Raw genomic sequence first — 13,982 nt, 5'->3', positions numbered from 1 at the left:
CCAATGCCTTGATATCAGTTGCCATGATGTGTTTCTCCGATTATTCCGTTTAAAAGTTTTGGTTTGTGGTTTGTTGTTAAGCTTCCGGTGCAGCAGCAGCTTCGGGAGCCGCTTCGGGGGCCGCTTCGGAACCCGATTCTTTTTCCAGCTTTTCCTGGAGTGCCTTGATTTGGCCGGCGATCGTGCCACCAGGTCCGAGAGCGATGGCGACGATCTGAGCGATCATGCCCTTGCGATCCGGGATCTTGGCGAGGTTCACGACTTCGGAGCCAGGCATCGGCTTCCCATCGAGGAAGACGCTCTTGGCAATCAAGAAATCGGGGTTTGCTTTGTGGAATGCTTCAATTTCGCGGGCAGGCAGAAGCGGGTCATCTGCGAAGCCGACCATGACGGATGTTGCACCGGTCAGCATATCGTCGAGACCTTCGACCTTGAGAGCGGCGAGCACGCGCTTGAGAAGAGTGTTCTTCACAGCGTGGTACTTGACACCCTTAGAGGCGAGAGCCTTGCGGAGGGCGTTGTCCTTTTCGACAGTGATGCCCTGGTAATTGAGCAGGTAGACGGCGGTAGCATCCTTGAAGGATTCAACGAGGGCGTCCACGGTCTGTTGTTTCTTAACTACAGCTTTCATGGTTTCTCCTATCGTGTCAATGCCATATCAAGTTTGATGCCCGGGGCCATCGTAGCCGTCAAAGTGAGGCTCTTGATGTATGTGCCCTTAGAAGATTGCGGCTTGTTCTTCACGACAGAGTCGATGACAGACTGGGTGTTTTCAGCCAGCTGGTCGACGGTGAAGGAGAGCTTGCCAACAGGAGCGTGAACGTTCGCACCCTTGTCAACGCGGTAAGAAATCTTACCTGCCTTGAGTTCCTTGACCGTCTGGGCCACGTTAACCGTAACCGTGCCGGCCTTCGGAGAAGGCATCAAACCGCGAGGACCGAGGACCTGAGCGACCTTACTAATCACCGGCATCATGTCGGGAGTAGCAACGACGGAATCGAAGTCCAGCCAGCCTTCCTGAATCTTCTGAACCAAGTCAGCACCACCTGCATAGTCTGCGCCAGCGTTCTTTGCAACTTCAATGTTGTTGTCCTTGCAGAAAACGAGAACGCGGACCGGACGACCGGTACCATGCGGAAGCACGACAGTGCCACGAACCACTTGGTCGGAATGTTTTGGGTCCACACCGAGATTGAAGTGTACTTCGACTGTCTGGTCGAACTTCAATTCGGACTTTTTGAGTATTTCGATTGCTTCCTTCAAGCCGTACGCCTTGGCACGGTCAATGGATTCGGCAATCTTCTTGTATTTTTTTCCTCTGAACATGAAATTTTCCTGTCAGATACGTAACGGTGAATTACCTGCCTCAGTCAACCACATCGATACCCATGGAGCGAGCAGTACCCGCGACCATGCGCATTGCGGCTTCGAGGTCGATTGTGTTTAGATCCGGCATCTTCTTTTGGGCGATTTCCTGGATCTGGGCCTTGGTGATCTTGCCAACTTTCTTACGGTTGGGTTCGCCAGAGCCGCTTTCGATACCGACAGCCTTCTTGATGAGGGCCGGCACCGGCGATACCTTCGTGATGAAGGTAAAGCTCTTGTCCGCATAAACCGTAATGACGACCGGGACAATCATGCCCTTGTCGTTCTGGGTCTTTGCGTTAAACTGTTTGCAGAACTCCATGATGTTCACGCCCTTCTGACCGAGGGCAGGACCCACCGGGGGAGCCGGGTTAGCAGCGCCTGCGGGAATCTGGAGCTTGATATAACCTGTAATTTTCTTTGCCACTTTATTATCTCCGTTTCAAAAACCGTACAAACTAAGCGTCGGCGGACTCGACCTGGTTAAAGGCGAGTTCGACAGGCGTAGAACGGCCGAAAACGGACACCATGACCTTGACCTTGGAGTCCATAATCTCGTCTACGACGCCCACAAAGCCCTTGAAAGGACCTTCCTTGATGCAGACATTTTCGCCAATTGTGTACGGAATTTGGATCTCGCCTTCCACGGGATTTTCAGGATTAACCCCAAGAAGACGATCGACCTCGCTCTGACGAAGCGGAACAGGAACACGAGAAGCGCGTGTCATTCCGCCGAAATGGGTGACGCCGTTAATGGTCGACACCAGGTGCTGGGTGAGCTCGTCCAGCTCCATTTCAATGATGATATAAGCAGGGAACAAGTTCTGAACAGAAGTACGGCGCCTGCCGCGGACGTTGCTAACAACTTCGCGAGTAGGCACCAGTATTTGACCAAACCTGTCTTGAACGCCTTCGCGTTCAATCATCTGCTCAAGACGTTTCTTGATGTTGTTTTCCTGACCGGTAAAGGTGTGAACTGCATACCACTGCTTGGCCATACAATTAACCTCTTCCCATGATCTTGTCGACAATCCAGGAAAGACCCACATCAAGTCCGGCAATATAGCAGCCCATGATGACGCTGAAGAGCATCACGACGAGCGTCGAACCTTTGAGTTCTTCCCAAGTAGGCCAAGTAACCTTTTTCAGTTCCTGAATGGATTCCTTGACATATTGCTGGATCTTACGCATAATGACTCCTGAGGAAATGAGCAGGTCGAGAGGGACTCGAACCCCCAACCAACGGTTTTGGAGACCGTGACTCTACCAATTGAGCTATCGACCTATTCGGATTTCCTTACTTGGATTCCTTGTGAACAGTATGCTTGCGGCAGAAACGGCAGTACTTCTTGTATTCCACGCGGGAAGGGTGAAGACGCTTGTTCTTGTCGCAATCATAGTTGCGCTGATTGCATTCTGTGCATTCGAGCACGATGAGTTCTCTAGGCATTTTTAATCCTGATTACTTGATGATTTCAGTTACGGAACCAGCGCCAACAGTGCGGCCACCTTCGCGGATAGCGAAGCGGAGCTGCTTTTCCATGGCGATCGGGGCGATGAGGTTCACGTGGATGGTCACGGTGTCACCCGGGGTCACCATTTCGACACCTTCCGGGAGCTGGATCGTGCCAGTCACGTCGGTGGTGCGGAAGTAGAACTGCGGACGGTAGCCGTTCATGAACGGCGTGTGGCGGCCACCTTCGTCCTTCGTGAGGACGTAGATCTCGGCCTTGAATTCGGTGTGCGGAGTGACGGACTTCGGGGCGGCGAGAACCATGCCACGGACGATGTCCTTCTTTTCGGCGCCGCGGAGGAGGAGACCGACGTTGTCACCGGCCTGGGCGTCGTCGAGGAGCTTGCGGAACATTTCCACGCCCGTGATGACGTATTCGGTGGTCTCGCCGAGGCCGACGCGTTCGACCTTGTCGTTCAGGTGGACGGTACCGCGTTCGATACGGCCGGTAGCGACGGTGCCACGACCCGTGATCGTGAAGACGTCTTCGATCGGCATCAGGAACGGCTTGTCGGTCTCGCGCTGCGGCAGCGGGATGTAGGTGTCGCAGGCGTCCATGAGTTCCATGACCTTGTCCTGGTAGGCGGCGTCGCCTTCGAGGGCCTTGAGGGCGGAACCGCGGATCACCGGGGTGTTGTCGCCGTCAAAATCGTACTTGGACAGGAGTTCGCGGACTTCCATCTCGACGAGGTCGAGGAGTTCCGGGTCGTCGACCATGTCGCACTTGTTCATGAACACGACGATCTTCGGCACGCCCACCTGGTGGGCGAGGAGGATGTGTTCGCGGGTCTGCGGCATCGGGCCGTCAGTGGCGGCGACGACGAGGATAGCGCCGTCCATCTGGGCAGCACCGGTCACCATGTTCTTCACGTAGTCGGCGTGCCCCGGGCAGTCGACGTGGGCGTAGTGACGGTTGGCAGTGGTGTATTCCACGTGCGAGGTGTTGATCGTGATACCACGGGCCTTTTCTTCCGGAGCGTTGTCGATTTCGTCGAAACGCTTGGCGCTGGCGAGACCCTTGGCGGCGAGGGTCGTGCAGATTGCAGCGGTGAGGGTGGTCTTGCCGTGGTCAACGTGGCCGATGGTGCCGATGTTGCAGTGCGGCTTGCTTCTGTCAAAATGTTCTTTTGCCATTATTCTATCTCCATTTTAGTGAGAGCCCAGATCGGGAGTCGGACCCGAGACCTCTTCCTTACCAAGGAAGTGCTCTACCACTGAGCTACCTGGGCATAAGCCCTATGGCGCTCTCACACCATAGGGCGTTTGTTGCGTGGGCCGTCGTGGTTTCGAACCACGGTAGGCGTAAGCCAACGGATTTACAGTCCGTCCCCTTTAACCACTCGGGCAACGACCCATTTGTCAAGCCAAAGATAGGAATCGAACCTACGACCGGCTGATTACAAATCAGCTGCTCTACCAGCTGAGCTACTTTGGCACAACCCCAATTTTCCTTAGAAAACTAGAGCGCACCAAATTTAATAAGTTTTATAGGCTTTTGTCAACGAAAATCGCGATTTTTTCAAAAAAATTAATTTTTTTCAAGAAATTCGTACACATTATATGGCAAAAATTGTTAATAACTTGTGAATACAATTAAACGCCCCAAAAGCGCTCTCCGTCCGGACAAAAAAACGGGCCGAAAATGCCCCCTAATGCATTATGAATCAAAGGGATAAAGCAGCGTTCCCCATGCCCAAACAAATTAACTACATTGACAAACAACGCTACCCCACCCCATTTTGGAGGCCCTGGACATGAAAACAATCCACAACATCGCCGCCCTCTGCGCCCTGGCCCTTACTTGCGCCACCACAGGCTTCGCTCAGGACACCCCGCAACAGCAGGAAGTTCCTCAGCAGCAAGCCACGCAGCAGCCCGTCTACTACGTCGTTCCGCAGCAGACGAACACGGTCCAGTATGTTATCGTGCCCCAGGCACAATACCAGCAGCAGAGCCAGCAAGCATACATGCCTCCTCCCCAACCACAGCAACCGGTCCCCGTCCCGCCCGTACCTCGCAGAGAATCCAGGATCAGCCTTTTCATGGGGTTCGACATAAACTTCTACGCCTCTTCGATGTATTATGAAAGGGACGAAGACTTCGTTGCTGGCAACGACAACGCCACATACGAAACAGAGCACCTGTACAGCGGTTTAGGCGGCAGCTTGGGGATATCGGCAGGTGTCCTTATCAAGGACATCATTGGCGTACGCGGCTTTTTTGATGTTGGCATTCAATCCGGAGAAAGCGACTACTGGAATTACAGAATCAGATGCCGCAATGATTCCTGTAGCAATGTCGATACAGAACTAACAGACTTCATCTTCGGCGTATCCGCAACGCTATTCCCATTCAACCGATCGAATGGCGCCATGTACAATTCTTATGTCCAGGGAGACCTCGCCATGGACATACAATATTACGACGACGATTTTGCCGAGACATTCGACCATACAGGCTCGGCATCTTTCTTCATGAAAATCGAGATCGGCAAGCTATTTTCCATCAGCAAGACTTGGAACGTGGGCGTCGGGATCGCCTACTCTATTGACTTCTTGAGCTTCTCCACCTATGACGAAGAACAAGACACCTTTACAGACCATGTCGGAGGAAAGCAGTCGTTCTGGGCCGGCGTGAGATTCGTACGCAAGAAGAACAAGTCCTAACCTTGAGCGCAAACGCTTCTTTACACAGGTAAATAAATATTTGAACAAATAAACGGATAAAACGAGATTAAATAAATTACATTAGCAAATAGCAATCCCCCCCCTTTGGAGTAATGGACATGAAAAGAATCCATAATATCATTGCCATCTGCGCCTTTGCTTGCGCCACTACAGGTTTCGCCCAAGAAGCAGACATAGCACAACAAGAAGCCATGCCGCAGGAAACCTCGGAACAGGAAACCTTCCAGCAGGACCAGCAAGACCAACAATACACGCAAGACCAGACGCAACAGCAGGAATTCATACAGCAGGCCCCACAGCAGAATCCACAACAGATCCCGCAGCAGAATCCGCAGCAGCCCGTCTACTACGCCGTTCCGAAGCCGACGGGAAATGTCCAGTACGTCGTCATGCCGCAGCAAAACCCGCCGCCGCAACAGGTATACATGGTCAACCCGCAACCACAACAAACATATGCCGTTCCCCCCGTCCAACAAAGGCAATCTAGCCTTTCTCTCTTCATGGGATTGGGCGTGAACTTCTACATCTCCACCTTGACGTACGAAGAAGACAACGATTACAGCTACGACTCGGACTACGAAGCCCAGCATGACTTCGACGGCAAAGGCTTTAACATAGAAGGGGATCTAGGTATTCTCATCAAGGACTTCATCGGCATACGCGGATTCCTTGGCATAGGCGAACAATCCGGCGAAAGCAATTACTGGAATTCAAACGTCAGATGCGATAGAGATTCCTGTGCTGATGTCGAAACAGATGTAGTACACATCTTCTTGGGCATATCCGCTACGTTATTCCCCTTCAACAGATCGGACAACCCCATGTACAATGCCTACGTAGAAGGCGCCTTCGGCTTGTCTATACAAACATTTGATGACGAAGTCGCTGAGCTGTTTGATCGCGAAGGTTCGGCGACCATGTTCCTCAAACTAGAAGTTGGCAAGCTCTTCCGCATCAGCGAGACATGGAACGTCGGCGTTGGAGTGGCCTATTCTCTAGACATCACTGCCGAAACCTACCACGACTCCTACGAAGACACCTACTACAGCGATGTAAAGCATTCTTTCTGGGCTGGTGTGAGGTTTGTCCGCAAGAAAAACAGTTTCTAGCCTTGCACAATCAGCCGCGGATATCGGCAGCGTCCAGCTCTCCGACGTTCGCCTTGGAAAGGTCGACATCGGCAGCGAGGCGGTTTGCCTGACGCTCGATTGACTTTTCGAACAAATTACGTACAAAGCGCCCGTTCCCGAAACGGGCGTCTTTTTTGCTTACGGCCTGAGCGATGCACTGCTTGAGCGCGGTCTCGGCGTCGGCACTCAACGTGTAGTCGTACTTGGCGACCATGTGCTTGAAGATTTCGACAAGCTCGGCGGGCGTGTAGTCGGGGAAGTCGATGTACCGGTTGAAGCGGGAAGCGAGCCCCGGGTTCGAATCCACGAAAGTCTTGATTTCGTCCGTGTACCCGGCGATGATGACCACGAGGCGGTCGCGGTCGTCTTCCATGCGCTTGAGGAGCGTGTCTATCGCCTCCTGGCCAAAGTCGTTGTCTGCGCTGCGCGAGAGCGTGTACGCCTCGTCGATGAAGAGGACGCCGTCTAACGCGCTGTCAATTACTTTGTTTGTCTTTATGGCGGTCTGCCCCATGTACCCGGCGACAAGGTCGGCACGGGAGGCCTCTACGAGGTGGCCCTTCGAAAGGATTCCGAGTTCCTTGAAGATGCGCGCAATGATGCGGGCGATGGTCGTCTTGCCGGTTCCCGGATTGCCCGAGAACACGAGGTGGTAAGATGTCGGGGGCACGGACAAGCCGCGGCTCTTGCGCACGCCCTGGACCTTGAGGAAATTCCGGAACGTGACGATTTCGCGCTTGACGCCGGCAAGCCCCACGAGCGACTTGAGCTCGGTCGCAGCGTCCAGGGCGTCCGGGGATTCCCCGGCGGGCACGGGCGTAACCACGCGGGGTTCTTCCTGCGGGTAAGCCTGCGGCTCCTCTTGCGTTTCGACGTTCGACTGGGTAGCGCCCTTGAACCCCACGACCCGCGTGGTGAACCGCGCCCGGCCCGGCGCAAGCCCCACAAAGCCGCCTGCACCGATATTCCTTTCCATAAACTGGAGCCACTGGACTTCCATGGGCGTCAGGCGCCCGTCAATGTTGGCAAGCGCCGCCGAGAAGTCGTACATCAGGCGCATGTACTTTCTCACCGCATCCGGGGAAACCCCGATAAAAATCGCCGGGAAAAGGAAGCAGCCAATGGTGGGATTGAGCTGGGAATGGTTCTTCTCGAGCCCCGCCACAAGCATTTCCATGTCCACCTGGTTTTCCACGAACGTCTGCACCACCAGCGTATCCCAATCCGTGGAAGACGGCGCATCGGTCCTGAGGCGCAACATGAGCTCGACAAAGCCGCACGACTCGTACGTCTGCAATGTCACAGGATGCCCGAGGTTTTTGGAGATGTAGTCGATGTCTGTCAGGAATACCGTCGAGAGCGCCTTGTAGGTATCGCCCGAATCCGGGGCGAAATACTTCATGAGTTTTTCGGTGACCCCGTTGAACTGTATAAAATCCATGAAGAAGTTCGAGATGGCGGTAACGCTCGGTTTGAGCCTCTTCATGTACTTCTTGAGTAGCGGGTTGACAGAATCTGCGGGAACCATGGAAAACGTGCGGGAGCCCCCTGGCCCCGCAGCAGACGAGGCAGAAACCGTCGGTGACGTCGGCCGTGTCGGAGTGGCAGGCGCATCAATCGGAGTCAGCATCGCATCCTTGAGCATGTCCGCCATGGGCTTTACCTTCTGGCCGCCCAGTTTGCGGATGAAAAAAATGACGGCAATCAGCACACTCATGAAAACGAGCGGGAAAAGCGTAAACGGATTCACTCCCCTAGGAACGAGATATTTCCAAATGAGGATTCCAACAACAAAGATGAGGAATAGAATTACTCCAACAATCGATAGCAGCAGGTTCGGGTCTGTATTTTTGCCTAGCTTCATAAAACCGGATCGTTCACAGGTTTGCTGTAGTCACGCTCGCCAAAGAGCGCCGTGCCCACGCGAATCATCGTGGAGCCTTCCTCGATGGCGACTTCCAGGTCTCCCGTCATGCCCATCGAAAGCTGGTCGAACTTCGCGAAGGCGCCGCCTTTCGCGAGGAATTTCTGCTGAAGGTTGCGGAGGAACGCGAAGCACTCGCGGGAATCTTCGGCGACACCGGTGTTTTTGCCGATAGTCATGAGCCCACGGAAGCGCAGGTGCGGGAAGTTTTCGCTCTTGCCATCGGCAGATGCTGCACCCGCCTTTGCCGCGAGTTCGTTCAAGAAATTTTTCGCCTCGTGTACATCAAGCCCGCTCTTGGTCTCTTCTTCGCCGGCGTTAATCTGGAAAAGGATATCGAGCGTTTTATCTTGGGCTGCGCAGACTTTTTCCAATTTTTCCACAGCCTCGATGCTTGCGATGGAATGGATGCAGTCGGCGACAATCGCCGCCTTCTTGAGCTTGTTGCTCTGCACGGGGCCAATCACGTGGCAACGCACGCGGCTCCCGTCTTTTGCCACGCGCGGCTCGCTGAACTTGAGTTCGGCCTCTTGCACGCGGTTCTCGCCAAAATCGGTCGCACCCAGGCTGATTGCATTTTCCACGGCTTCTGCCGGGTGGAACTTGCTCACCCAAACAAGTTTAACCGAGTCGCGGCTGCGGCCCGCAACCTTGCAGGCTTCCGCAATCCTTGCTTCGAGAGTGGCAAGGTGAGAACGCATTTCTTCGAGAGTAAATTCCATAGTAGCAATGAGGTCGGTCGCTTGCGCGACCTTTGAGGTGTGAGGCCGCGCCTACGGCGCTTTGAGGTTTATAAGTTAAATGTCCGATAAAAAGATAATAAAACACCGCACACTGCTTTTTCCCGAGCCTCGAGCCTCGTGCCTCGAGCCTCATAGCTCACAACTCATCGCTATGCAACGAGGTCGGTCGCTTGCGCGACCTTTGAGGTGTGAGGTCGCGCCTACGGCGCTTTGAGGTGTGAAGGATAAGGGCCCAGAGGCTAGGATCTAGGGAGAAATATCACGGCTTCGCCGTCTTATATTAACGCACGAAGTGTGTGATTCTTATTCACTAGCCTCGCGCCTCGAACCTCGTGCCTCAAGCCTCATGGCTCACTGCTCACCGTTACTTCGCTTTCTTCTGCACAAACAAAATCTTCACGATTTCGTCGATGTGCTTGTGCGTAAAGATCTTGAGGCCCTTCTTCGCAGGTGCCGGGAGTTCGTCCACGTCCTTCTTGTTCTGGGCCGGGAGGCGAAGCGTCTTCACGCCGGCCTGGAGTGCAGCCAAAGCCTTCTCGTTGAGGCCGCCAATCGCAAGGCAAGCGCCCGTGAGGCTCACTTCGCCGGTAAACGCGATGTCTGGCGGCACCGGAATCTTGGTGAACGCAGAGAGCAAGCACAGCGTGAGGGCGATACCCGCAGAAGGACCGTCCTTCGGCACGGCACCTTCGGGCACGTGGATATGGATGTCCGTCTTTTTCACGATGGCGGGGTCGATGCCGAAACGGTGCAAGCGTTCGCGGACGAGGCTGACCGCAATCTGGGCGGATTCCTTCATCACGTCGCCAAGCTTACCCGTCATGATAATCTGGCCCTTGCCACTCAAGAGCATACATTCGATGGGGAGAATTTCGCCGCCCACGCTCGTCCAGGCTAGGCCAGTCACAATGCCCGGCCTTCCCGGTTCCGGGAGCTGGCTATCGAGGAACCTCGGCGCCCCCAAATACTCTTGCAACTGCTTTTCCGTAATTTCGGGCTTGAACTTTTTGCCCATCACGATTTCTTTCGCACGGTGGCGCACGACGTTCTCGAGGGTGCGCTCCAATTCGCGCACGCCCGCTTCGCGGGTCCAGCCCCGCATCACTTCGGTCACCATCTTTTCGTCGAAGGAAACCTGTTCATCGAGCTTCACGCCCGTGCGTTCGCAGATGCGCGGCAACAGGTACTTGCTTGCAATCTGCAACTTTTCGTGCGGATAGTAGCCGGGCAAACGCACAATTTCAAGCCTGTCGCGCAGCGCCTCGGGGATTTCGCTCTCGCTGTTCGCCGTCGCGATAAACAGCACGCGGCTGAGGTCGAGCCCCACTTCCATGAAGTGGTCGGTAAAGTCGTGGTTCTGTTCCGGGTCCAGCACCTCGAGCATCGCGCTCGCGGGGTCGCCACGGAAGTCGCTTGCCATCTTGTCGATTTCGTCCAAGAGGATAATCGGGTTCATGCACTTGGCACGGCGCAGCGCATGGATAAAGCGGCCCGGCATTGCACCAATGTAGGTACGGCGGTGGCCGCGGATTTCGGCTTCGTCACGCACGCCACCAAGCGTAATGCGGACAAAGTTACGCTGCATGGCGTTCGCGATGGATTCCACAAGCGTTGTCTTGCCCACGCCCGGAGGGCCCACGAGGCACAGAATCGGCGAACGGCGTTCCGTCCCGGTGAGCTTAAGCACCGCGACGTACTCCATGATGCGTTCCTTCACCTTATCGAGCCCGAAGTGCTTGGAATCGAGTTCACTCTTCACCTTCTTCATGTTGAGCACGGTGTCGGTGTACACGCCATAAGGCAAGTTCAAGAACCAGTCGACATAGTTGCGGCTCACCGCATATTCGGGCGAGGTCGGCTGCATCATGCGCATGCGTTCAATTTCGTCTTCGAGCTTCTCGGCAATGGCGGGGCTAAATTTTTTCGCCTTGATTTTCTTCAGCAACTGGTCGGGTTCCGAAGCCCCCGCGCTGTCACCATCCAGTTCGTCTTGCAACTGGCGGATCTGTTCGGTGATGAACCATTCCTTCTGCTGCTGGGCCATCTTCTGGCGCACGTTCTGCTGCACGCGCACGAGCACGTTCTCGTTCTCGTCCATCACCTGCATGAGCGCGACAATGTGGTTGGCCAGATCGTCGATGGAATTGCATTCCAAAAGATTCTGGCGCTCGCTCAAAGAAATCTGGAGGAAGGGGATAATGCCGTAAAGCGTATTGACCTGGCTGTCCATGGCGAACAGCGCATCCATCATGCCGTCGGCAATGTTGTGCTTGAGAGAATAAGCCTTGAACTGGGCAAGGACCTCGGCAAAACGGCTGCTCTTGTCGGTGAGCTTGATGGAGTTCTTGCGCTCGCTCACCGTCACCTGCATGTAGCCGTCGCTTGTATTGATGGAACGGAGGTCCACAATCTGTACGCCTTCCAGCACAGCCTTCACGCAACCGTTGGGGAACGGCGTGACGCTGTCAATCCGGGCGGCCACACCCACGCTGTAAAGGTCCAGCATCGGGTTTTCGAGGACTTCCTGTTCGATGTTCCTCTGCGAGACAAGGACTATTTCCGTACCCGCAGATTCAGCCTGGTCGAGGGCACGCAGCGAGATGTCGCGACCTATGAGGATTCGACGGGTCGTCATCGGAAAGACGACGGCATCGCGCAGCGGAAGCAGGGGGTATGTCTTGGAAAAGTCAAAGCTCAAAGGGTATTCTCCCGTTTCAATAAATCAAAATCTAAGGAACTTAGGCGACGCTCTTGCCCAGCTTTTTTGTCGGCTTCTTTTTTTCTGCCGTTATCGTGTTGAGACCCTTGCGGATCATCTCGGCGGTGAGCTCGAGTTTCTTGGTCCCGGAGCCGGGCAGTTCGAACATCGCCTGCTGCAAAGCCTTCTCCATCACGGAGCGGAGCCCACGGGCACCGGTCTTGCGCGCCATGGTTTCGCGGACAATTTCCTTGAGGGCATCCGGGCTGAATTCCAGCTCGATACCGTCCATGGCGAACAAACTCTTGAACTGCTTCACGAGCGCGTTCTTCGGCTGCGTGAGGATGTTGAGCATTGCGTCTTCGTCGAGTTCTTCGAGGGCGACAGCAATCGGCAAGCGGCCCACAATTTCGGGAATGAGCCCGAACTGGATCAGGTCATCGGGTTCAAGCTGCTTGAAGAGTTCCGTGAGGGTGTTGTCCTCGGAGGAACGGATGTCGGCGCCAAAACCCATGCCGCCCTTGTTCACGCGGTGTGCGATAATCTTGTCGAGCGTCTCGAAGGCGCCACCGCAAATGAAGAGGATATTGCGCGTGTTGATTTGCACGAGGGCCTGTTCCGGGTGCTTGCGTCCGCCCTTGGGCGGGACCGCGGCCACGGTACCCTCGAGAATCTTGAGAAGGCCCTGCTGCACGCCTTCGCCGCTCACGTCGCGCGTGATGGAAGGGTTCGCGGTCTTCCTCGCGATCTTGTCGATTTCGTCGATGAAGATGATGCCGCTTTCGGCGCGGGCGACATCGTAGTCGGCGGCCTGGAGCAAGCGAACGAGAATATTTTCGACGTCTTCGCCCACGTAACCAGCCTCAGTCAAGACAGTCGCGTCGGCAATGGTGAAAGGCACGTCCAGGAACCTGGCGAGCGTCTGGGCCAGAAGCGTCTTGCCCGAACCGGTCGGCCCCACAAGGAGCAAGTTGGACTTGTCGACTTCGACATCGCCCTTCACGGAGCTGTGTTCCTGCTTGTAACGCAGGCGCTTGTAATGGTTGTACACCGCCACAGAAAGCGCCTTCTTGGCCTGTTCCTGACCGATGACAAAATCGTCCAAGTGGGCCTTGATTTCGGTCGGGAGCGGGAGCGGCTTTTTCTCGACGGTTATAGGCTCTTTCTGCTTGCCGCGGGCGAGATCCTCCTCGAGAATACGGTAACACATCGTCACGCAGTCGTTGCAGATATGCACGCCCGCACCCGTAATCATTTTTTCGACCTGCTCTGCAGGCTTGCCGCAGAAGCTACATGTCACACGAGGATGGTTCTTCCCATTACGATACATCAGATTCCTTCTTTACGCGGAACGAAAACTTCGTCTATGACACCAAACTGCATGGCCTCTTCGGGGCCCATGTAGAAATCGCGGTCCGTCTTGGTGCGCACTTCGTCGATGCTCCTGCCCGTGTGCTTCGCGACGATCTCGGTAAGAGTATCCTTTGTACGCACGATTTCCTTCGCCGTAATCTGGATGTCGCTGGACTGGCCGGTGGCGGCACCGGACGGCTGGTGCAGCATGATGCGGGAATGCGGGAGCGCATAGCGCTTGCCCTTGGTCCCGGCCGCGAGGAGCACAGCCGCCATCGAGGCGCAACTGCCGATGCAGATGGTCGCGATGTTCGGACGCACGTGCTGCATGGTGTCGTAAATGGCAAGCCCCGCCGACACGTAACCACCCGGGCTGTTGATGTACAGCGTGATGTCCTTTTCCGGGTTTTCGTATTCCAGGAAAATCAGCTGTGCCATGACGTTGTTGGCGACCTCATCGTTAATGGGGGTACCCAGGAAGATGATGCGCTCCTTCAACAGGCGCGAATAGATGTCGTAGGCGCGCTCACCACGCCCGGTGGTCTCAATGACGGTAGGGATGATCATCG

14 protein-coding genes and 4 tRNA genes are annotated in these 13,982 nt (G+C 55.1%); 2 read left to right on the top strand and 16 right to left on the bottom strand.

Annotated elements, in window-relative coordinates; all coding sequences use genetic code 11:
- Positions 1 to 76: 76 nt before the first annotated feature.
- The 11 genes from rplJ to Q0Y46_RS05625 all read right to left on the bottom strand — a co-directional run bounded on the left by rplJ (position 77) and on the right by Q0Y46_RS05625 (position 4,313).
- Complete coding sequence (gene rplJ / locus Q0Y46_RS05675) at positions 77 to 631, bottom strand: 50S ribosomal protein L10 (protein WP_290958974.1); 555 nt, start codon at positions 629 to 631, stop codon at positions 77 to 79.
- An 8-nt stretch (positions 632 to 639) separates the two neighbouring features.
- Positions 640 to 1,326 carry a 50S ribosomal protein L1 gene (gene rplA, locus Q0Y46_RS05670; protein ID WP_297945708.1) on the bottom strand — a complete coding sequence of 229 codons (687 nt, stop codon included), beginning with the start codon at positions 1,324 to 1,326 and terminating at the stop codon, positions 640 to 642.
- A gap of 40 nt (positions 1,327 to 1,366) precedes the next feature.
- Entirely contained in the window at positions 1,367 to 1,792 is a 426-nt protein-coding gene (gene rplK / locus Q0Y46_RS05665) for a 50S ribosomal protein L11 (protein ID WP_072809606.1), read from the bottom strand.
- A gap of 31 nt (positions 1,793 to 1,823) precedes the next feature.
- Positions 1,824 to 2,396 (bottom strand): transcription termination/antitermination protein NusG, encoded by a 573-nt coding sequence (nusG, locus tag Q0Y46_RS05660; protein ID WP_295684015.1) that lies wholly within the window; start codon positions 2,394 to 2,396, stop codon positions 1,824 to 1,826.
- A complete protein-coding gene (gene secE, locus Q0Y46_RS05655; protein WP_290958969.1) occupies positions 2,368 to 2,556 on the bottom strand; it encodes a preprotein translocase subunit SecE in 189 nt (62 codons plus the stop codon). The genes nusG and secE overlap by 29 nt, the downstream gene beginning before the upstream one ends.
- A 21-nt stretch (positions 2,557 to 2,577) precedes the next feature.
- Positions 2,578 to 2,650: transfer RNA gene (locus Q0Y46_RS05650), tRNA-Trp, on the bottom strand.
- 12 nt (positions 2,651 to 2,662) lie between these two features.
- Positions 2,663 to 2,815, bottom strand: a complete 153-nt coding sequence (rpmG, locus tag Q0Y46_RS05645) for a 50S ribosomal protein L33 (RefSeq protein ID WP_014545993.1) — start codon at positions 2,813 to 2,815, stop codon at positions 2,663 to 2,665.
- Between the two features lie 12 nt (positions 2,816 to 2,827).
- Entirely contained in the window at positions 2,828 to 4,012 is a 1,185-nt protein-coding gene (gene tuf / locus Q0Y46_RS05640) for an elongation factor Tu (protein WP_297945704.1), read from the bottom strand.
- Between the two features lie 23 nt (positions 4,013 to 4,035).
- Positions 4,036 to 4,107, bottom strand: a tRNA-Thr gene (locus Q0Y46_RS05635).
- 42 nt (positions 4,108 to 4,149) lie between these two features.
- Positions 4,150 to 4,232, bottom strand: a tRNA-Tyr gene (locus tag Q0Y46_RS05630).
- Positions 4,233 to 4,240: 8 nt separating this feature from the next.
- Positions 4,241 to 4,313, bottom strand: a tRNA-Thr gene (locus tag Q0Y46_RS05625).
- A 319-nt stretch (positions 4,314 to 4,632) separates the two neighbouring features.
- Between Q0Y46_RS05625 and Q0Y46_RS05620 the strand changes: the two genes are divergently transcribed.
- Together Q0Y46_RS05620 and Q0Y46_RS05615 are read left to right on the top strand one after the other, a co-directional pair.
- Positions 4,633 to 5,544: a hypothetical protein gene (locus Q0Y46_RS05620; RefSeq protein ID WP_297945703.1), complete on the top strand. Its 912-nt coding sequence runs from the start codon at positions 4,633 to 4,635 to the stop codon at positions 5,542 to 5,544.
- A gap of 119 nt (positions 5,545 to 5,663) precedes the next feature.
- Positions 5,664 to 6,674, top strand: coding sequence for a hypothetical protein (locus Q0Y46_RS05615; protein WP_297945701.1), 1,011 nt, complete (start codon positions 5,664 to 5,666; stop codon positions 6,672 to 6,674).
- 10 nt (positions 6,675 to 6,684) lie between these two features.
- On the opposite strand, the gene Q0Y46_RS05610 is transcribed toward Q0Y46_RS05615, so the two are convergent.
- From Q0Y46_RS05610 to Q0Y46_RS05590, 5 genes are all read right to left on the bottom strand, one after another.
- Positions 6,685 to 8,559 carry an AAA family ATPase gene (locus Q0Y46_RS05610; RefSeq protein ID WP_297945699.1) on the bottom strand — a complete coding sequence of 625 codons (1,875 nt, stop codon included), beginning with the start codon at positions 8,557 to 8,559 and terminating at the stop codon, positions 6,685 to 6,687.
- Positions 8,556 to 9,341 (bottom strand): YggS family pyridoxal phosphate-dependent enzyme, encoded by a 786-nt coding sequence (locus Q0Y46_RS05605; RefSeq protein WP_297945697.1) that lies wholly within the window; start codon positions 9,339 to 9,341, stop codon positions 8,556 to 8,558. Before Q0Y46_RS05605 ends, Q0Y46_RS05610 begins: the two co-directional genes overlap by 4 nt.
- Positions 9,342 to 9,726: 385 nt before the next feature.
- Complete coding sequence (lon, locus tag Q0Y46_RS05600) at positions 9,727 to 12,060, bottom strand: endopeptidase La (RefSeq protein WP_295684032.1); 2,334 nt, start codon at positions 12,058 to 12,060, stop codon at positions 9,727 to 9,729.
- A 40-nt stretch (positions 12,061 to 12,100) separates the two neighbouring features.
- Entirely contained in the window at positions 12,101 to 13,390 is a 1,290-nt protein-coding gene (gene clpX, locus Q0Y46_RS05595; RefSeq protein WP_295684035.1) for an ATP-dependent Clp protease ATP-binding subunit ClpX, read from the bottom strand.
- On the bottom strand, positions 13,390 to 13,980 hold the full coding sequence (locus tag Q0Y46_RS05590; RefSeq protein WP_295684038.1) for an ATP-dependent Clp protease proteolytic subunit: 591 nt from the start codon (positions 13,978 to 13,980) through the stop codon (positions 13,390 to 13,392). Before Q0Y46_RS05590 ends, clpX begins: the two co-directional genes overlap by 1 nt.
- Between the last annotated feature and the right edge of the window lie 2 nt (positions 13,981 to 13,982).

Source organism: uncultured Fibrobacter sp. (assembly GCF_947305105.1).
In the GTDB taxonomy this organism is placed as follows: domain Bacteria; phylum Fibrobacterota; class Fibrobacteria; order Fibrobacterales; family Fibrobacteraceae; genus Fibrobacter.
This window is presented reverse-complemented; position numbering and strand designations above follow the sequence as displayed.

Excerpts from the sequence above, each read along its gene's own strand:
- Q0Y46_RS05620 (WP_297945703.1), top strand. The coding sequence starts at position 4,633 with ATGAAAACAATCCACAACATCGCCGCCCTCTGCGCCCTGGCCCTTACT.
- rpmG (WP_014545993.1), bottom strand. The coding sequence starts at position 2,815 with ATGCCTAGAGAACTCATCGTGCTCGAATGCACAGAATGCAATCAGCGC.
- secE (WP_290958969.1), bottom strand. The coding sequence starts at position 2,556 with ATGCGTAAGATCCAGCAATATGTCAAGGAATCCATTCAGGAACTGAAA.
- rplJ (WP_290958974.1), bottom strand. The coding sequence starts at position 631 with ATGAAAGCTGTAGTTAAGAAACAACAGACCGTGGACGCCCTCGTTGAA.
- Q0Y46_RS05590 (WP_295684038.1), bottom strand. The coding sequence starts at position 13,980 with ATGATCATCCCTACCGTCATTGAGACCACCGGGCGTGGTGAGCGCGCC.
- clpX (WP_295684035.1), bottom strand. The coding sequence starts at position 13,390 with ATGTATCGTAATGGGAAGAACCATCCTCGTGTGACATGTAGCTTCTGC.
- Q0Y46_RS05615 (WP_297945701.1), top strand. The coding sequence starts at position 5,664 with ATGAAAAGAATCCATAATATCATTGCCATCTGCGCCTTTGCTTGCGCC.
- rplA (WP_297945708.1), bottom strand. The coding sequence starts at position 1,326 with ATGTTCAGAGGAAAAAAATACAAGAAGATTGCCGAATCCATTGACCGT.
- Q0Y46_RS05605 (WP_297945697.1), bottom strand. The coding sequence starts at position 9,341 with ATGGAATTTACTCTCGAAGAAATGCGTTCTCACCTTGCCACTCTCGAA.
- tuf (WP_297945704.1), bottom strand. The coding sequence starts at position 4,012 with ATGGCAAAAGAACATTTTGACAGAAGCAAGCCGCACTGCAACATCGGC.
- Q0Y46_RS05610 (WP_297945699.1), bottom strand. The coding sequence starts at position 8,559 with ATGAAGCTAGGCAAAAATACAGACCCGAACCTGCTGCTATCGATTGTT.